This is a genomic window from Robiginitalea biformata HTCC2501 (genome assembly GCF_000024125.1).
In the GTDB taxonomy this organism is placed as follows: Bacteria; Bacteroidota; Bacteroidia; order Flavobacteriales; family Flavobacteriaceae; genus Robiginitalea; species Robiginitalea biformata.
Genome location: NC_013222.1, coordinates 696764 through 714384, shown reverse-complemented (window position 1 = coordinate 714384; position 17621 = coordinate 696764). Strand labels below are relative to the sequence as shown.

Below are 17621 nucleotides of genomic sequence, written 5' to 3'. Positions count from 1 at the left end.
GCTTTTATATTTGTAGAAAGAGTTGGTGCTATGGAATATCCGGGAGGAGACGAATCCGGGATTGTATTTTCAGGAGGCGGGGTCCGCGGGATGGCGCATATCGGGGTAATCCGCGCCTTGCGGGAGTATGACCTGGACCCCCAATGGGTATCCGGCAGCAGCGTGGGCGCGCTGGTGGGAGCCCTGTATGCCGCCGACGCCTCGGTGGATGCCATGCTGTCATTTTTCAAGGAAACCCCGTTGTTCCGCTATAATTTTTTCAGTATCAGCAAACCGGGCTTCATTGATACCGATCGGTACTATAAATTATTCGAATCCTACTGGCCGGATAATTCCTTCGAGAAACTCAGCCGGCGGCTCTATGTGGCCGCCACCAACCTGAACCTCGGGCAGGAAGCCTATTTTCAGTCAGGGGAACTGATCCGCCCGTTATTGGCTTCGGCCGCCCTGCCGCCCATATTCAGCCCGGTCGCCATGGGGGAAGCCCTCTACGCGGACGGGGGCATCATGAATAACTTCCCCCTGGAACCCATCGCCCCGCACTGCCGGTATGTGATCGGCAGCAACGTATCGGTTATCGGGAAGGTCGGTTCCCGGGAAATCCGGTCTTCCATCCAGCTCACCAACCGCACCACGGCCCTGATGATCTACGCCATCAACCGGAACAAGATCCACAGTTGCGACCTGGTGTTTGAACCGCCCGAACTCGAAAAAATCGGCGTACTCGATAAAAAGGGGATCGAACGGGCCTACCAGATTGGTTACGACCACGGGCGGATAGTTCTGGATCGGGCCCGGGGCAACGGGCAGCCCTGAATTTTGGCGAGAAACTCCTGCCCGGGGATCAGACGTCGTCGTAGTCTACGGTCAGTTCCGGGGAGGTAGGATGCGCCTGGCAGGTGAGAATTAAGCCCTCTTCAATTTCCGAGTCCGTCAGAATCTGGTTTTGGGCCATCCGCGCCGTTCCGGACCGGATCCGGGCAATACACGTACTGCAAATCCCCCCCTGGCAACTGTAGGGGGCATCGATTTTCTCGTTCAGCACCGCATCGAGTACCACGTTTTTCTGGTCCATGTTCAGCTCGTGGGTTTCTTCGTCCAGGACCACCGTCAGGCGGGTCGTCCCCTCGAGTTGCTCCCGGAGCTCATCCGGCTGGTCGGCGGTTTCAAAGAGCTCGTGGAGGACGCGGTCTGCAGGGACTCCATTGTCAAGGAGGGTTTCCTCCACGGTCCGGATCATCGGTTCCGGCCCGCAGATGTAGTAGCGGTCAAATTCCAGGTCGCTGTGCTTGTTTTTGACGATGTAGTTCACCGTACTCCTTTCAATCCGGCCGAACAGCGAGTCGTCGTACTGTCCGCGGCTAAAGGTGAAATAAGGAATAAACCGATCGGGATATTCATTGGCAAGGGCTTGCAGGTCTTCCAGGAACATCGTGGACTCCCGGCTCTGGTTCCCGTAAACCAATACCACCCGGGCTTCCGCGTCGGCCTCCAGGGCCGTGCGAAGGATACTCATTATCGGGGTGATCCCGCTGCCGGCGGCAAAAGCGATCAGGTGCCGTCCGGGCGTACCGGGCTCATAGGTAAACCGACCCTCGGGGGGCATGACCTCCAGGGAGTCGCCCTCCCGGAGCGATTCGTTGGCAAATACCGAAAACGTTCCATCCGTCACTTTTTTGATGCCGATGGTCAGCTCGGCATCCCCCGGCCGGGAGGAGATGGAATACGCCCTGCGGACGTCGCTGCCGGTTGCTTCGGAACGGACGGTAATATACTGGCCGGCCGTAAATTTGAAACGTTCTTTTTGGGATGCCGGGATCTCCAGGGATACGGCAACCGCATTCGGGGTCAGCCGTCGGACCCGGGAAACTTTCAGGGTATGAAAATCGCTCATGCGCAAAATTTTGTGCAAAACTAAGCAATGGCGTACTTTCGGCACAGGTTCCGGCGGCAATTTCTCCTAATTGTAACAAATGGGGCTCTTTTGGGACTAATCGAATCGAATTCCGACACCAACCCGATGTTCAGACATTTTATCCGGCTGCAGTGGAAGGCCTTTTTCCGGTCTGCCTCCTTCAAAACCGAAATCTGGTTCAAGATCCTGATGGCCCTGGGGGCCCTGTACTTTATCCTGGTCTTCCTGGGGCTGGGGGTGGGCGCCTATTTCATGATCGAAAAATCCGGCCTGGGCGACCCACTGCGGGTGGTCAACCGCTTTTTGATCTACTATCTGGCCGGCGACCTGTACCTGCGCTATATGTTGCAGAAGATGCCGGTACTCAACATCCGGCCGCTGCTCTACCTCCCCATTTCCAAGGCCAGCGTGGTCCGGTTTTCACTCGGCAAGACGGTCCTGTCCTTTTTCAATTTCAGCCACGCCTTCTTTTTTGTGCCGTTTTCCATCGTGCTCCTGATCAAAGGCTACCCCGCCGGTTCGGTCATCGGCTGGCACCTGGCGTGTTTTGCGCTCTTTTACACGAATAACTTTTTGAATATACTGATCAACAATGTAGACCGGATATTCTACCCGCTCATTGCGGTGCTGGCCCTCCTGGGAATTTCCCAGTATTACGGTTGGTTCGATATTACCGCCTACACGGGGCCCGTCTTTGACCTGTTCTACGACCAGCCCTGGACTGCCGCGATTCCCTGGGCGGCCCTGGCAATTGCCGTCTGGGCGTCGTTCAATTATTTCAAGCGGCACATGTACCTGGACGCCGGCCTGGCCACTAAAACGGCGGTCGGGAAGACAGAGGATTACACCTGGCTCAACCGGTTTGGGAATCTGGGGACCTTCCTCAAGAACGACATCAAGCTCATCCGGCGCAACAAGCGCTCCAAGACCACCGTAATTGTCAGCGTGCTGTTCCTGTTCTACGGCCTGCTGTTCTTTTCGGGGGGGCTGGAGGTGTACGAAAGCCCGGTTTGGCGGGTGTTTGCAGGCATCTTCGTCTCCGGGGGCTTCCTGTTCAGTTTCGGGCAGTACGTGCCCAGCTGGGACAGCTCCTACTACCCGCTGATGATGAGCCAGAACATCCAGTACCGGGAATACCTCAGTTCCAAATGGTGGCTCATCGTCATTGCCACCGGCATCAGTACGGTGCTCTCGGCATTTTATCTCTACTTTGGATGGGAAGCGTACCTGGCCATCCTGGTGGGGGCCGTCTACAATATCGGGATCAACTCCTACCTGGTACTCTGGGGCGGCGCCTATATCAAGACCCCGATCGACCTGACCTCCAACAAGAAAGCGTTTGGAGACAAACAGGCCTTCAACATGAAAACCCTGTTGCTCACCATCCCGAAACTGCTCCTCCCCCTGCTCGTCTACTGGCTGGGCGATATGTTCCTGGGCGAAACGGCGGGTTTCCTCCTGGTGGCACTGCTCGGGGTGCTCGGGTTTGCGTTTAAGGAGCGGGTATTCCGAATGATCGAAAAGATCTACAAAAAAGAGAAATACAAAACGCTGCTTGCCTACAAGCAAAAAGCATAATTCAGGTAACATAATACTGGCATCACCGATGATTCACGCAGAAAATCTCACCAAGAAATACAGCCAACAAACCGTCCTGGACATCGCGTCCCTGGAAATCCCAAAGGGCCAGAGCTTTGGCCTGGTCGGCAACAACGGGGCCGGGAAGACCACGCTCTTCAGCCTGCTCCTGGACCTGATCGAACCCACTACCGGTCAGATAACCAGTGGGGGGGTGCCAGTGCGCGAGAGCGAAGACTGGAAGCCATTTACCTCGGCCTTTATCGACGAGAGTTTCCTCATTGGCTACCTGACCCCGGAGGAGTACTTCTACTTTATCGGGGAACTCCGCGGCCAGAGCCGTGCCGATGTGGATGCGCTGCTGGCCGGGTTTGAGGATTTTTTCCACGGGGAAATCATGGGCCAGAAGAAATACCTGCGGGACCTCTCCAAGGGGAACCAGAAAAAAGTGGGCATTGTGGCCACCTTTATCGGGTCGCCCGAGGTGGTCATCCTGGATGAGCCGTTTGCCAACCTGGACCCGACCACCCAGATCCGACTGAAAAAGATCATCCGGGAACTCGCCGACCGGCGGGAGGTGACCGTCCTGGTTTCCAGCCACGACCTGATCCACGTCACGGAGGTCTGCCAGCGGATTGTGGTGCTTGAAAAGGGGCGCATTGTCCGCGATATTGAGACCACCCCGGAAACCCTCAGGGAGCTCGAGACCTTCTTTGCGGGCGAACCGGCGGCCACCTCGCTGACCCCGGCGGATGACCCGGGAGAAACGGGGGAATAAGCGGCTGCCGCCCGGCGAAGCCTGCGGGATACCTTTGCGCAGATCCTCCCTGGGGGGAACCCAGCCGCAATTATCGCCACCGCGGCATACTAAATCGGGGGTTTTCCAGTTTACATACCATACGAATACCGGGAATTTTGAAGCTTCGTCTGGCATTTTTTTACGGCCTGCCGCTGGTGGCAGGATTATTCTGGGGCTGCTCGACAAAGAAAGACACCTTCGTCAACCGCAACTGGCACGCCCTGAACACCAGGTACAACGTCCTCTACAACGGCGAACTCGCCTTTGAAGACGGGCGGGAGGAACTCAATGCCACCTACCGGGACAACTACTGGGAACTCCTGCCGGTAGAACGTCTGGAGGTCTCCGGCGAAGTAAAGCTCGATTCCGAGGACAACAACCCGAATTTTTTGCGTGCCGAGGAAAAGGCCGCCAAGGCGATCCAGAAACACAGCATGGACATCTCGGACCGGGAGCGAAACCCGCTTACGGACGAAGCCTTCCTGTTGCTGGGCAAGGCCCGGTATTTTGACGAGCGGTACATCCCCGCCCTGGAAGCCTTCAACTACGTCCTGCAGAAATACGAATCCAGCGACAAACGGGCGGAAGCCCGGATCTGGAGGGAGAAGACCAACATCCGCCTCGGGTATGAGGAGCTTGCGATCAAAAATCTGAAACAGCTTTTCAAGTACATCGAGCTCAGCGACCAGGAATACGCGGATGCCCGGGCCATTATGGGGCAGGCCTACATCAATCTGAGCCATCCGGATACCGCCTTGCAGCAACTCAAGACCGCGGCGGCCTACACCCGGAAAAACGAGGAACGCGGACGTTACCTGTTCATCATCGGGCAGTTGTTCAACCAAATGCAGCACCCGGACAGCGCCAACCTGGCCTTCGACAAGATCATCGCGATGAACCGCAAGATCCCCAGGGTTTACCTGATCAACGCCCACCTGAAAAAAATCCAGAATACCGAAGTGGACGCGGAATCCCGCGACGCCGTCCTGGAATACCTGACGGATTTGGAGGAAAACCGCGAAAACCGGCCCTTTTTGGATAAGATTTACCGGCAGTTGGCCGAATTCCACATGGGGCAGGGGAACGACAGCCTGGCGGTGGATTATTACAACCGATCGCTCCGGGCTGCCCAGGGAGACCGGGTCATCAACGCGTTCAACTATACGGACCTGGCGGATTACAACTTTGACCGAAACGCCTACAAGCCGGCCGGGGCGTACTACGACAGCGTCCTGCTGAACCTGGAGGAGAACACCCGGGAATTTCGGGCCATCCGCAAGAAACGGGAGAACCTGGACGATGTGATTGCCCACGAGGAAATCGTCCGGCAAGCGGACAGCGTGATTGCGCTCTATGAGATGGAGCCCGTGCAGCGGGAGATCTATTTCCAGACCTATATCGATTCCATCCGCGCCCTGGACGAGGCGGAAGCTGCCCGGAAGGAGCGGCAGGCCGAAGCGGGGTTTGAGGCTTTTGCAAATTCGGCCGGGGGAAAAGCCAATCAAGGGAAGTTCTATTTCTACAATATCACGAGCCTCGGTTACGGTAAGACCGCGTTTACCAACAAATGGGGGAACCGGGAACTCGAGGACAACTGGCGCTGGAGCAACCGGGCCCGGGTATTGCCGGAATCCGGGGAGGCCGGCGACCTGGCAGGGGCTGCGGCCGGGCCGGAAGACCTTACGGAGGAGGAAAAGTATTCCCTGGAATTTTACCTGGGCCGGATCCCAACCGACGAGGCAGTGATCGACAGCCTGCGAAGGGAGCGGAATTTTTCGAACTACCAACTCGGGCTGATCTATAAGGAAAAATTCAAGGAACTCCTCCTGGCTGCGGGAAAACTCGAACGCGTCCTGGCGTCGGACCCGGAAGAGCGGCTCGTATTGCCGTCCAAGTACAACCTGTACAAGATTTACCAGGAGGTGGGCAGCCCCCTGGAAGCATCCATGCGGGAGGACATCATCCGGAACCACCCCCAGTCCAGGTATGCAGCCATCCTGACCAATCCGGAGATTGAACTGGCCGCCATGGAGAACAGCCCGGAATACCGGTACGGGGAATTGTTCAAGGCCTTTGAGGCGCAGCGGTACCTGGAGGTCATCACCGGCAGCGAGGAGAGCATTTCCCAGTTTACCGGCGACCCGATTGTCCCGAAACTCGAGCTGCTGAAGGCCAATGCCATTGGGCGGCTGCAGGGCTTTGAGGATTTCCGGGAAGCCCTGAACTACGTGGCCCTGAACTACCCGAATACGGAGGAAGGCCGCAAGGCGCAGCAGATCATCACGGAGCAGTTGCCCCAGCTGGAATCCACGGAATTCACCCAGGAACTCAGCGCGCCGGGTACCCAGAACTGGAAGGTGGTCTTCCCTTTCAAGCGCCACCAGGAAAAGGAAGCCCTGGCGCTGATGGAAGATCTGGAAAAATCCCTGAAGGACCTCGGGTACCGCAACCGCATCTCCCGGGACATTTACAACCTGGAAGACCAGTTTGTGGTGGTACACGGTTTCCGGTCCCGGGATTTTGCCCTCGGCTATGTGGAGCTGTTAAAAAAGAATCGCGATTACCGGATTGATAATGAGAATTTTGTAATTTTATCGGCCAACTATAAGGTCGTGCAGATACACAAGAATATCGAAGCGTACCGGAGTCAGCTTGAAACCCCAAAATCCTAATCCCCATGTTTTCAGACAACAAAAAACCCAGAGCTATGAGCGAGATCGGCGGACAACCCAATCGGATTGAAAAAAACACAAAAATCAAAGGTGATATCATCTCCGAGGCAGACTTCCGCATCGACGGCAAGCTGGACGGCAACGTCAAGACCTCCGGCAAGGTGGTCATCGGCAAGGACGGCTACATCCACGGCAAGGTGGAATGCGTCAACGCGGATATCGAAGGCAGTTTCAACGGCGAACTCCAGGTAAGCGACCTGCTGTCCCTGAAGAATACGGCGGTCATCGAAGGGACGGTTATCGTATCCAAGCTCTCGGTAGAACCGGGTGCTACCTTCAATGCCTCCTGCAGTATGAAAGGCAAGGGCGGCCTCGGCAACAGCCCTGCCCCGTCTGCTTCATCCGCATCCGCAAGATCGGGAGGTTCCGCCGGCTCCGGCAGCCAGGGCGTTAAACCGGCCGTAGGCAGCCCATCAAGTACCGGGGAACGTGCCAAAGCATCCTGACCCGGACAAGCCAAGGAACCCCCTCAGGCAGGTAGCCGTCCTGTCCGGCATTGCCATTGAGATGGGGGTCATCATCTTCCTCGCCGCCCGGGCCGGCATGTGGCTCGATGCGAACTACGGTTCCGATAAAAGACTGTTTACGGCCGGGTGTACCATCCTGGGCGTAGCCATATCCCTCTGGGTGGTCCTGCGCCAAATCAAGCGTTTGAACCCATGAGGCAAAACCGCGCCTTCCTTACCCGCTTTACCGCTACCCTGCTCCTGCTGCTGGGCGGGGCCTTTGCCATCCATGCCGCCCTGCGCTCGCATTTTGGCCTGGACCCCCTGGGCGACCTGCTGTTGGCTTCGTACGCCATCAATTGCCTCCTGGCCGGAGCCATCGTCTGGAGCCTCTACTTTTTCCGCCAACGCCTCCGAACCCAGATCGGTTTCCTGTTTATCGGGGGGAGCCTGTTAAAATTCCTCGTGTTTTTTGCCCTGATTTACCCGGGTTTCCAGGCCGACGGCGATATGTCCCGGCCTGAATTCGCCTCCTTCTTTATCCCCTACCTGCTGGCCCTGCTGGCCGAGACCTATTTTACGGCAAAAATGCTCCGCGATCTGGAAAAGGAAGATACCCGCTAGCTCCCGGCTTCAAGGGCCTAAAATAAAATGCAATTGCTTTTTTCTTTTTGGAGGAATAGCTTACATTTGCACCGATTTTTAGCGACCCCAAGATTTGAGCATGATGCGATTTGATTTCCTGAGCAAAATCCTGTCCCTTACCGCTTTACTTTGCAGTATCGGGCTTTTCGCCAAAGAAACCCCCCAGGGGGAAGACACCCCCGAGGGAACCAAGGCCGAGATCCAGGAATACATCCAGCACCACCTGCAGGATTCCCACGACTTCAACCTGTTCTCCTACACGAATGACGCCGGGGAAAAAGTTCACGTCGGCTTTCCGCTGCCGGTCATCCTCTGGGACGACGGCCTGAAGGTCTTTTCCTCCGCCCGTTTCCACCACGGGGAGGAAGTTGCCGAAGTCGATGGCAATTACTACGTGCTCCACCACAGCAAAATTTATAAAACCAATGCCGCCGGGGACCTGAACATGGACGCGGAAGACCACCCGACCAATGCGAAACCCCTGGATTTTTCAATCACCAAGAGCGTCGTGATGATGCTGGTGACCGGCCTGCTGCTCATCTGGCTCTTCAGCAGTCTGGCCCGCAGCTACGCCAAAAACGGGCACATCCCGCGCGGCATCGGGCGGTTCTTTGAGCCCATCGTACTCTACATCCGGGACGACATCGCCATTGCGAACATCGGGGAGAAGAAATACAAGCGCTACATGCCGTTTCTGCTCACGGTCTTTTTCTTTATCTGGTTCCTGAACATGTTTGGCCTGACCCCCCTGGGCGTCAATGTCACCGGGAACATCGCGGTAACCACCGCCCTGGCCATCCTGGTCTTTTTGCTGACGAACTTCACCGGGACCAAAGACTACTGGAAGCACATCTTCGACCCGCTCGGGGACGGGATGCCCTGGTATGGGAAAATCGTGATTTACATCATCCTGGTACCGATCGAGATCCTCGGGATCTTCATCAAGCCATTTGCGCTGCTCATCCGTCTCTACGCGAACATGACGGCGGGCCACGTGGTACTGATGAGCCTGATCGGGCTGATATTCATATTTAAAAGCTGGGTCGGCGGCCCGCTTTCATTCGGACTGAGCTTTGCCATCTCCCTCATCGAGGTGCTGGTGGCCCTGTTGCAGGCCTATATCTTCACCATGCTGGCTGCGCTCTATTTCGGCTTTGCCGCCGAGGAGCACGATCACGGACATGGGGAAGAAACGGAACTGGCGCATCCTTAAGGGGTGCCTTAGTAGTTGAATTGTTTAATTCTTTAATAATTATTTTATGGAAATTCCAAGTGTAGTAGGAGCAGGCCTCGCCGTAATCGGTGCCGGTATCGGTATCGGGATGATCGGCGGACGTGCCATGGAAGCGATTGCCCGTCAGCCTGAGGCCTACGGAAAGATTCAAACGGCGATGCTGATTGCAGCGGCGCTTATTGAAGGGATTGGTTTCGCCGCGATTTTCGCCGGATAAACCCAATCGAAACCACGACAACCCCAACGGTTGGTTGGGGTTGTCCTGGTATTTCGGAATCATAGAATAACCCGACGACAATGGATAAATTAATCAACGAATTTTCGGCAGGACTTTTTTTCTGGCAGATCATCCTGTTTGTATTGCTGCTGATCCTCTTGCGCCGTTTTGCGTGGAAACCCATCCTGAAAGCGGTCAACGACCGGGAGGAAGGCATTAAAAACGCCCTGGCGGCCGCAGAGGAAGCGAAAAAAGAAATGCAGAACGTCACTGCGGACAGCGAGAAGCTGCTGCAGGAGGCGCGCGCCGAACGCGAGGCGATGCTCAAGGAGGCCCGGCAGATCAAGGAGAAGATGATCGCCGACGCGAAGGAGCAGGCCCAGGTGGAAGGCGATAAGATGATCCGGGCTGCCCAACAGAGTATCGAGGGCGAAAAGAAAGCCGCCATCGCGGACATCAAGAACCAGGTGGCTTCCCTCTCCGTGGAAATCGCTGAAAAGGTGCTGCGGGACGAACTCGGCAACAAAGACAAGCAGCTGAAGCTGGTCGACACGTTGGTGGACGATATTAAACTGCGTTAAGAGATGAGCGAAGCACGTGCAGCCTCCCGGTATGCCAAGGCGGTCCTGGACCTGGCCCTGGAACAGAAAAAAGCGGGGGACGTGGAAAAGGATATGCAGCAACTGCTGGATACGCTTTCCGGAAGCGATAGCCTGTGGGAAGTGTTGACAAGCCCCGTACTGAAGGGCACGGACAAGGCTTCGGCCCTCGGCGCGATATTCGGGGATGCCAGCAAACTTACCGTGCAACTCTTTGGGCTCCTGGCCGAGAACAAGCGGATAGGGATGCTCGATGAGGTGGCCCGGCAATACATCGCCCGGTACGAGGAGATCAAGGGGCAGGATGTGGCCCACGTCACCACGGCTGTACCGCTGACCCAGGCCCTGGAGAAGAAAGTGCTCGGGCAACTGCAGGCCATCACAGGCAAGGATGTGACCCTGGAACAAACCGTAGACCCGGAGCTGATCGGGGGCTTTGTGCTCCGAGTGGGCGACCTGGAATACAACGCGAGCCTGGCGCACAAGCTCGAAAACTTAAAAAGAGAATTAGTACAGAAATAAATAACCCGGTCCGCCCGGTTGGACGGATCGCCTTTTTATCATAGAGAAATGGCTGGAATCAAAGCTGCTGAAGTATCAGCGATCTTAAAGAAGCAATTATCCGGATTCGAAGCGTCCGCCTCCCTGGACGAGGTGGGAACCGTACTCCAGGTAGGAGACGGTATTGCCCGCGTTTACGGGCTTGCCAACGCCCAGTATGGGGAGTTGGTGGAATTCGACGGCGGGCTTGAAGGCATCGTCCTGAACCTGGAAGAGGACAACGTGGGGGTGGTACTCCTCGGTCCGTCCCGCGGGGTGGTCGAAGGGGCCACGGTTAAACGGACCCAGCGGATCGCATCGATCAATGTGGGCGAAGGCATTGTGGGCCGGGTGGTGGATACCCTCGGAAACCCGATCGACGGGAAAGGTGCCATTACCGGGGAAACCTACGAAATGCCGCTGGAGCGCAAGGCGCCCGGGGTGATCTTCCGCCAACCGGTAAACGAACCCCTCCAGACCGGGGTAAAGGCCATCGACGCGATGATCCCGATCGGACGCGGCCAGCGGGAGCTGGTAATCGGCGACCGCCAGACGGGGAAAACCACCGTGTGTATCGATACGATCATCAACCAGAAAGAATTTTACGATGCGGGGGAACCGGTTTACTGTATCTACGTAGCCATCGGCCAGAAGGCCTCCACCGTGGCCGGAATTGCCAAGACCCTCGAGGACAAAGGCGCCCTGGCCTACACCACCATCGTAGCGGCCAACGCATCCGACCCGGCCCCCATGCAGGTATACGCCCCCTTCGCGGGAGCGGCCATCGGGGAGTATTTCCGGGACACCGGACGCCCGGCCCTGATCATCTACGACGACCTGTCCAAGCAGGCCGTCGCATACCGGGAAGTATCCCTCCTGCTTCGCCGTCCGCCAGGGCGTGAAGCCTATCCGGGGGACGTTTTCTACCTCCACTCCCGCCTGTTGGAGCGCTCGGCCAAGGTGATTGCCGACGACGACATCGCCAAGGACATGAACGACCTGCCCGACGTGCTGAAAGACAAGGTAAAGGGTGGCGGGTCCCTGACGGCCCTCCCGATTATTGAAACCCAGGCAGGGGACGTTTCGGCCTATATCCCTACCAACGTGATCTCGATTACGGACGGACAGATCTTCCTGGAGCAGGACCTCTTTAACCAGGGGGTTCGCCCGGCGATCAACGTGGGGATCTCGGTTTCCCGTGTCGGTGGATCGGCCCAGATTAAATCGATGAAGAAGGTAGCGGGTACCCTGAAGCTCGACCAGGCCCAGTTCCGCGAACTCGAGGCATTTGCCAAGTTCGGTTCCGACCTGGATGCCGCTACGCTGAATGTTATCGAAAAAGGGCGCCGCAACGTGGAAATCCTCAAGCAGGCCCAGAACGATCCCTTTACCGTAGAAGACCAGGTAGCCATTATCTACGCAGGCTCCAAGAACCTGCTGCGGGATGTGCCGGTCAACAAGGTGAAGGAGTTTGAGCGCGACTACCTGGAGTTTTTGAACGCCAAGCACCGCGACGTACTCGATACCCTGAAGGCAGGGAAACTCACGGACGAAGTAACCGATACGCTCACGGCGGTATGCCGCGACCTGGCAGCCAAATACAAAGCGTGATAACGGGTTGCGGGCCGGGCCCGCAACCGCGATAATGCATCCATAGGATATGGCAAACTTAAAGGAAATACGCAACAGGATCACCTCGGTGAGCTCCACCATGCAGATTACCTCTGCGATGAAGATGGTATCGGCAGCCAAGCTGAAGAAAGCCCAGGATGCCATTACCGCCATGCGGCCGTATGCCGATAAGCTTACGGAGTTGCTGCAGGGCCTGAGCGCCAACCTGGACGGGGACAGCGGCAGCCAGTACGCGGACGTGCGCGAGGTGCGCCGGGTACTCGTGGTGTCTATCTCCTCCAACCGGGGGCTGTGCGGGGCGTTTAACTCCAACATCATCAAGCAGAGCATGAGCCTGGTGCAGGGCACTTACGGCGACAAACAGGTAGATTTCCTGACCATCGGCAAGAAGGCCCACGACCTGATCCGCAAGCGCCATACGATAATCAGCGACCACAGCGCCGTCTACGACAACCTGACCTTTGAGGCGGTGGAGGCGATTGCCGAGGAGCTGATGCAGTTATTTGCGGAAGGCAAATACGACCGGATCGACCTGGTGTACAACCAGTTCAAAAATGCGGCCACCCAGATTGTTCGGACGGAGCAATTCCTGCCCATCCAGCCGGCGGAAACGGAATCCAGCGTATCTGCGGACTATATCTTTGAGCCGTCCGAGGCGGAAATCGTGGAACAACTCATCCCGAAATCCCTGAAAACACAGCTCTTCAAGGCCATCCGGGATTCCTTTGCCAGCGAGCACGGGGCGCGGATGACCGCCATGCACAAGGCCACGGACAACGCGGCCGAACTGCGCGATCAGCTCAAGCTCACCTACAACAAGGCGCGGCAGGCGGCCATCACCAACGAGATCCTCGAGATCGTCGGTGGGGCAGAAGCCCTGGCCGGATAGGCGGGCCGCTGCCCGCGAAGGGCGATCAAACAAGACAGCATCCCCGGCACCTCGCCGGGGATTTTTTTTTGCCGGCGGCTGTGGCAACGCATCCCGGAGAAATACGCACCATAAACGGGTTCTGCGGCTTTGGCATCAATATTGGTTACTTATCTTTACACAGACCCGTAAAATGAAAAGAAGTATGTTACATCGCCACTTTGCCACGCTGTTGCTGACCATGGGGCTCATGGGGTGTTCTTCCCAGAAATCCTTCCAGGAAGACCCTCCCTTCCAGGTCGCCGACCCCACCGCCCAAATGTGGATGGGGGGGCGGGAGGCTTCGGGCGCCGGGATGGAACTCCGGCTGCGCTATACGCCCGGGAGCCCCGGGGAGGTCCGGCCGGACTCCCTCTATTTCAGGGGCCAGATTATGCCGGCAGTAGTCGAGGACACGGAAACCGGCATGTTGGTGACGGCGAGTTTTCGCACGGATCTGGGCGGGGACGCAGACCGGGTGATGCATGCGGACGCCCGTCGGGAAGTGGGTAACCAGCCCCCCAAACCCCTGCCGGCCCCGGATTTCCCTTTTGACTTGGAGCCCGACCAGGCCGTGTTGTCCTACATTCGCCTGTCCGACGGGAAGCGTTTCTATGTCCGGGTCGACGGGGTGAAGGAAAAACCCGCCCGCGTGTATCCCGGCAAGCAGCGCCAATAACTTTGCCGGCGTCGGGTAATTACCTAATTTAGGGGTTTATCTAACCCCCTTCTTCTTTGAAGCTGTTTCGTAAACTCTTCAGGCAAACGTTTATTTACGGCCTGGCCACCGTGTTGCCACGGATGTTGTCGTTCCTGCTGGTGCCCCTCTACACTGAGGTGATGCCGCCCGGAGGATACGGGGAAATTACGCTGATTTTCACCTTTTTTGCCATCTTCAACGTAATCCTGGCCTACGGGATGGAAACAGCCTTTTTCCGCTTTTACAGCAAGGAGGACGACAAGGAGCGGGTATTGTCCACTTCCCTGCTCTCCATCGGCGGGTCCACGCTCCTGTTCTTTACCCTCGGCGTCCTGATGCGCGAGCCGTTGGCCGGGCTGATGAACATTGAGGTGAACTATTTCTGGTACTTTATCATCATCCTCTCCCTGGATGCGCTGGTGATTGTGCCTTTTGCCCGGTTGCGCGCCCAGGAGTCCCCGGGGATCTACGCAATGGTTAAGATCGCCAATGTCACCACGAACATCGTATTGAACCTGTTTTTCCTCCTGGCGCTGCCCAGGCTGGCGGAAAGCGAGACGGAAGGCATCTGGTCCGCGTTGTACGTGCCGGATTTCCAGATCAATTATATCCTGATTGCCAACACGGTGGCCAGCGGCCTCACCCTCCTGATTCTCAGCGGGAACTACCGGCATATGCGCCTGGCTTTTGACCGCGCCCTCTGGAGGCGGATGCTCGCCTACGGGCTGCCCGTGATGGTGGCCGGCATGGCCTTTACCATCAATGAGGTCTTTGACAAGTACCTGCTCTCGGAATTGTTGCCGCTCACCCCGGAGGAAGCCAAGGCGGAAGTGGGCAAGTACGCGGCATGCTACAAACTCGCCATGTTTATGACGCTATTTGCCACCGCTTTCCGACTCGGGATCGAGCCGTTTTTCTTCAGCCATGCCACTTCGGATAACCCAAAACGCGCCTATGCGCAGATCACCAATTACTTCGTTGTCCTGGGAAGCGTCATCCTGCTGGCCGTGGTGGTCTTTGCGGACGTGCTCAAAGTCCTCTTCGTAAGGGATGCTGCCTACTGGGAGGCCATGGAGGTGGTACCGATTGTGCTGCTCGGGAGCTTTTGCCTGGGAATCTACCACAACCTCTCGGTCTGGTATAAGGTCACGGACCGCACCCGGTTCGGGGCCGTGATCTCCCTGGTGGGCGCCGTACTCACCATCGCCATCAACGTGGTCTTTATCCCGGAATACGGGTATACTGCTTCGGCCTGGGCCACCCTGGCCGCCTACGGCACGATGATGGTCCTCTCCTACCTGCTGGGGAAACGGTATTACCCGATCCCCTACAACATGCGGAAAATCGCCTTCTACCTGGGTATTTCCATCGGTTTTTCGGCCCTGTCCTTTTACGTATTTAACAGGAACTTATATATCGGCCTGGGGTTACTTTTAGTATTTTTGGGGATGCTCTACCGGCTTGAAAAAGAATTGTTGCTCAAACTGATACGCGGGAAATGAAGGTAAAGATCATCAACCGGTCCGGGCGGCCCCTGCCGGCCTATCAGACCGAAGGTGCCGCAGGGATGGACCTGCGGGCCTGCCTGGAGGGGCCCGTCACGCTCGGCCCCCTGGAGCGGGCCGTGATCAAAACCGGCCTGTTTATGGAATTGCCCCTGGGGTACGAGGCCCAGGTCCGGCCCCGGAGCGGCCTGGCAGCCAAACAGGGCATCGGGGTGTTGAACAGCCCGGGAACCATCGATGCGGATTACCGGGGAGAGATTGGTGTGATTCTTGTGAACCTTTCCAATGACCCCGTCACCGTTTCGGACGGAGACCGGATTGCGCAGATGGTGATTGCCAGGCACGAACGGGCCGAATGGGTGGAGGTAGAAGCGCTGAATGAATCGGTACGCGGGGCTGGAGGCTTTGGCAGTACCGGCAAGAAATGACGATGAAATTACTGGTTCCAATTCCGAATGCCATCCGGGTGTTGCCCGTGTGCTGGTGCCTCTTGGCAGGCGCCCAGGAGGAGGGCAGTGCCGACGTATTCCTGGAGTCCTACTCGGACGCCTTCCAGGAGACGTTTTTCCAGGCCCTGAGGGAAAAGGGAATCGAAAATTACGACCGGGCCGAAGCCTTGCTGCTGGAATGCAAGCAGCTGGACCCCCTGGCCCCGGTTCTGGACCACGAGCTCGCCAAAGTCCTGATCCGGCAGGAGCAATACCCGGCTGCCGAGCAGTACGCCCTCACGGCTGTCCGGGCGGAACCTGCGGAATACTGGTATCTTCACACGTTAATGGAGGCCCTCGGGCCCCAATACAAACAACCTGCGGAACTGCGCGACTTCCTGCCGATGGATATGCCGGAATTCCGGATCAACCTGGCCCGGTGGTACCTGGAACAACAAGACGGGGAACAGGTTTTGGAACAGCTCCGGGGGCTGGAGGATACCGACGAGGTCCTGGCACTCCGCCAACAGGCCCGGCAGCTGGAACCGGAATCGCCATCCGTGCCGGAGGGAGCACCTTCCGTAGCCGATTCGGAGAGGGAAACCCCGGCGGCCGATTCGGCGACGGATCCGCCGGCAGAAGTGGGTTCTGTTACGCATTTTATGAAACAACTCGAGGCGCTGCTCGTCTCAGAATCGTGGGGCGAGGCTGAGGAGCTCGGATCGGAGGCGATAGAAACCTATCCCCTGCAGCCCTTTTTTTATTTTGCGAAGGGACGCGGGCTGCTGGGACTTGGCCGGCCTGCTGAGGCCGTGTCTGTTCTGGAATCCGGGGAGGAATTCCTGCTGGAAAGCGGGGAGCTCGCCCGGCGGATCTACACGGCGCTGGCAGATGCGCATACCGCCCTGGGCAACATGGAAAAGGCCGGGGAGTACCGGGCTAAAAGTAAAAACGGATCGCAGTGATGCAACAGTTAAAAACATGGATCGTAATCCTTTCCGCAGCGTGGCTGGCAACCGGCTGCGGGGCGCGGAAATTGACGGCCACAGGCGAGGTGGACTCCCGGATGACCGCAAAGAACGTGGTCCGGTACCACATGTCCGGCACGCCGGATTTCAAGACCCTGAGCGGCCGGCTGGCCATCGACTATTCGGACGCCGAAAACAACCAGAGTGTTACGGTGAGCCTGCGGATGAAGCGCGATGAGGTGATCTGGCTGAGCGCCCCCCTGGGGGTGGTTAAAGTGTTGATCACGCCGAACCGGGTTTCTTATTACAACAAACTCCAGAACGAATTTTTCGACGGGGATTTTACCTATATCCGCAACCTGCTGGGATCGGAGATCGATTTCAATAACCTCCAGAACCTCCTCCTGGGCCAGGCGGTCCACGACCTGCGCGGCCAGAAATACCACCTGTCCGTAGACGGGGAGGTGTATGAATTGAAACCGGAGGCAAACCCGTGGATCTACAAACTGCTCTACGAAATTGAGCCCCGGAATTTTCGCCTGGCCTCCCAGCAGCTTTCCCAACCCGAATTCAAGCGGTTGATGCACGTGAGATACCCGAGCTATCAGGAAGTGGATGGCCGGATTGTTCCCGAACGGCTTTATATTGCGGCCATTGAAAAGGAGGAGCGGGTAACGATCGGGATCACCTACCGACAGGTGGAATTGAACCGGGAACTGAATTTTCCATATAAAATACCAAAAGGTTTTAATCAGATATCGGCCAAGTGATCCGAC

19 protein-coding genes are annotated in these 17621 nt (G+C 57.1%); 18 read left to right on the top strand and 1 reads right to left on the bottom strand.

Annotated features, from left to right (window positions below):
- Nucleotides 1–30 precede the first annotated feature (30 nt).
- Entirely contained in the window at nucleotides 31–816 is a 786-nt protein-coding gene (locus RB2501_RS03220) for a patatin-like phospholipase family protein (protein ID WP_015753306.1), read from the top strand.
- Nucleotides 817–844: 28 nt separating this feature from the next.
- Here RB2501_RS03220 and RB2501_RS03215 read toward each other — a convergent pair whose 3' ends face one another.
- A complete protein-coding gene (locus RB2501_RS03215) occupies nucleotides 845–1894 on the bottom strand; it encodes a ferredoxin--NADP reductase (protein ID WP_015753305.1) in 1050 nt (349 codons plus the stop codon).
- Between the two features lie 126 nt (nucleotides 1895–2020).
- On the opposite strand from RB2501_RS03215, the gene RB2501_RS03210 reads away from it, so the two are divergent.
- The 17 genes from RB2501_RS03210 to RB2501_RS03135 all read left to right on the top strand — a co-directional run bounded on the left by RB2501_RS03210 (nucleotide 2021) and on the right by RB2501_RS03135 (nucleotide 17615).
- Nucleotides 2021–3493, top strand: coding sequence for a DUF5687 family protein (locus RB2501_RS03210; protein ID WP_015753304.1), 1473 nt, complete (start codon nucleotides 2021–2023; stop codon nucleotides 3491–3493).
- 28 nt (nucleotides 3494–3521) lie between these two features.
- Complete coding sequence (locus RB2501_RS03205; RefSeq protein WP_015753303.1) at nucleotides 3522–4271, top strand: ABC transporter ATP-binding protein; 750 nt, start codon at nucleotides 3522–3524, stop codon at nucleotides 4269–4271.
- Nucleotides 4272–4408: 137 nt separating this feature from the next.
- On the top strand, nucleotides 4409–6964 hold the full coding sequence (porW, locus tag RB2501_RS03200) for a type IX secretion system periplasmic lipoprotein PorW/SprE (protein ID WP_015753302.1): 2556 nt from the start codon (nucleotides 4409–4411) through the stop codon (nucleotides 6962–6964).
- 5 nt (nucleotides 6965–6969) lie between these two features.
- Complete coding sequence (locus tag RB2501_RS03195) at nucleotides 6970–7470, top strand: bactofilin family protein (protein ID WP_083760680.1); 501 nt, start codon at nucleotides 6970–6972, stop codon at nucleotides 7468–7470.
- A complete protein-coding gene (locus RB2501_RS15950) occupies nucleotides 7454–7687 on the top strand; it encodes an AtpZ/AtpI family protein (protein ID WP_238528095.1) in 234 nt (77 codons plus the stop codon). The genes RB2501_RS03195 and RB2501_RS15950 overlap by 17 nt, the downstream gene beginning before the upstream one ends.
- Complete coding sequence (locus tag RB2501_RS03190) at nucleotides 7684–8094, top strand: DUF6168 family protein (protein WP_015753299.1); 411 nt, start codon at nucleotides 7684–7686, stop codon at nucleotides 8092–8094. The genes RB2501_RS15950 and RB2501_RS03190 overlap by 4 nt, the downstream gene beginning before the upstream one ends.
- 100 nt (nucleotides 8095–8194) lie before the next feature.
- Nucleotides 8195–9328 (top strand): F0F1 ATP synthase subunit A, encoded by a 1134-nt coding sequence (gene atpB / locus RB2501_RS03185; RefSeq protein ID WP_015753298.1) that lies wholly within the window; start codon nucleotides 8195–8197, stop codon nucleotides 9326–9328.
- 46 nt (nucleotides 9329–9374) lie between these two features.
- Nucleotides 9375–9566, top strand: a complete 192-nt coding sequence (gene atpE / locus RB2501_RS03180) for an ATP synthase F0 subunit C (protein WP_015753297.1) — start codon at nucleotides 9375–9377, stop codon at nucleotides 9564–9566.
- Between the two features lie 80 nt (nucleotides 9567–9646).
- The gene (locus RB2501_RS03175; protein ID WP_015753296.1) at nucleotides 9647–10147 is read left to right on the top strand and encodes a F0F1 ATP synthase subunit B; all 501 of its coding nucleotides are present in this window, start codon (nucleotides 9647–9649) and stop codon (nucleotides 10145–10147) included.
- A 3-nt stretch (nucleotides 10148–10150) separates the two neighbouring features.
- Nucleotides 10151–10687 carry an ATP synthase F1 subunit delta gene (gene atpH, locus RB2501_RS03170; RefSeq protein ID WP_015753295.1) on the top strand — a complete coding sequence of 179 codons (537 nt, stop codon included), beginning with the start codon at nucleotides 10151–10153 and terminating at the stop codon, nucleotides 10685–10687.
- 48 nt (nucleotides 10688–10735) lie between these two features.
- Nucleotides 10736–12316 carry a F0F1 ATP synthase subunit alpha gene (gene atpA, locus RB2501_RS03165; RefSeq protein ID WP_015753294.1) on the top strand — a complete coding sequence of 527 codons (1581 nt, stop codon included), beginning with the start codon at nucleotides 10736–10738 and terminating at the stop codon, nucleotides 12314–12316.
- Nucleotides 12317–12365: 49 nt separating this feature from the next.
- The gene (gene atpG / locus RB2501_RS03160; protein ID WP_015753293.1) at nucleotides 12366–13226 is read left to right on the top strand and encodes an ATP synthase F1 subunit gamma; all 861 of its coding nucleotides are present in this window, start codon (nucleotides 12366–12368) and stop codon (nucleotides 13224–13226) included.
- Nucleotides 13227–13410: 184 nt separating this feature from the next.
- Nucleotides 13411–13923, top strand: a complete 513-nt coding sequence (locus RB2501_RS03155; RefSeq protein ID WP_015753292.1) for a hypothetical protein — start codon at nucleotides 13411–13413, stop codon at nucleotides 13921–13923.
- Nucleotides 13924–13979: 56 nt separating this feature from the next.
- Entirely contained in the window at nucleotides 13980–15446 is a 1467-nt protein-coding gene (locus RB2501_RS03150; protein WP_015753291.1) for a lipopolysaccharide biosynthesis protein, read from the top strand.
- Nucleotides 15443–15877: a dUTP diphosphatase gene (gene dut / locus RB2501_RS03145; RefSeq protein WP_015753290.1), complete on the top strand. Its 435-nt coding sequence runs from the start codon at nucleotides 15443–15445 to the stop codon at nucleotides 15875–15877. Before RB2501_RS03150 ends, dut begins: the two co-directional genes overlap by 4 nt.
- Nucleotides 15874–16842, top strand: a complete 969-nt coding sequence (locus RB2501_RS03140) for a tetratricopeptide repeat protein (RefSeq protein WP_187289182.1) — start codon at nucleotides 15874–15876, stop codon at nucleotides 16840–16842. The genes dut and RB2501_RS03140 overlap by 4 nt, the downstream gene beginning before the upstream one ends.
- Nucleotides 16842–17615 carry a DUF4292 domain-containing protein gene (locus tag RB2501_RS03135; RefSeq protein ID WP_015753288.1) on the top strand — a complete coding sequence of 258 codons (774 nt, stop codon included), beginning with the start codon at nucleotides 16842–16844 and terminating at the stop codon, nucleotides 17613–17615. The genes RB2501_RS03140 and RB2501_RS03135 overlap by 1 nt, the downstream gene beginning before the upstream one ends.
- Nucleotides 17616–17621 lie beyond the last annotated feature (6 nt).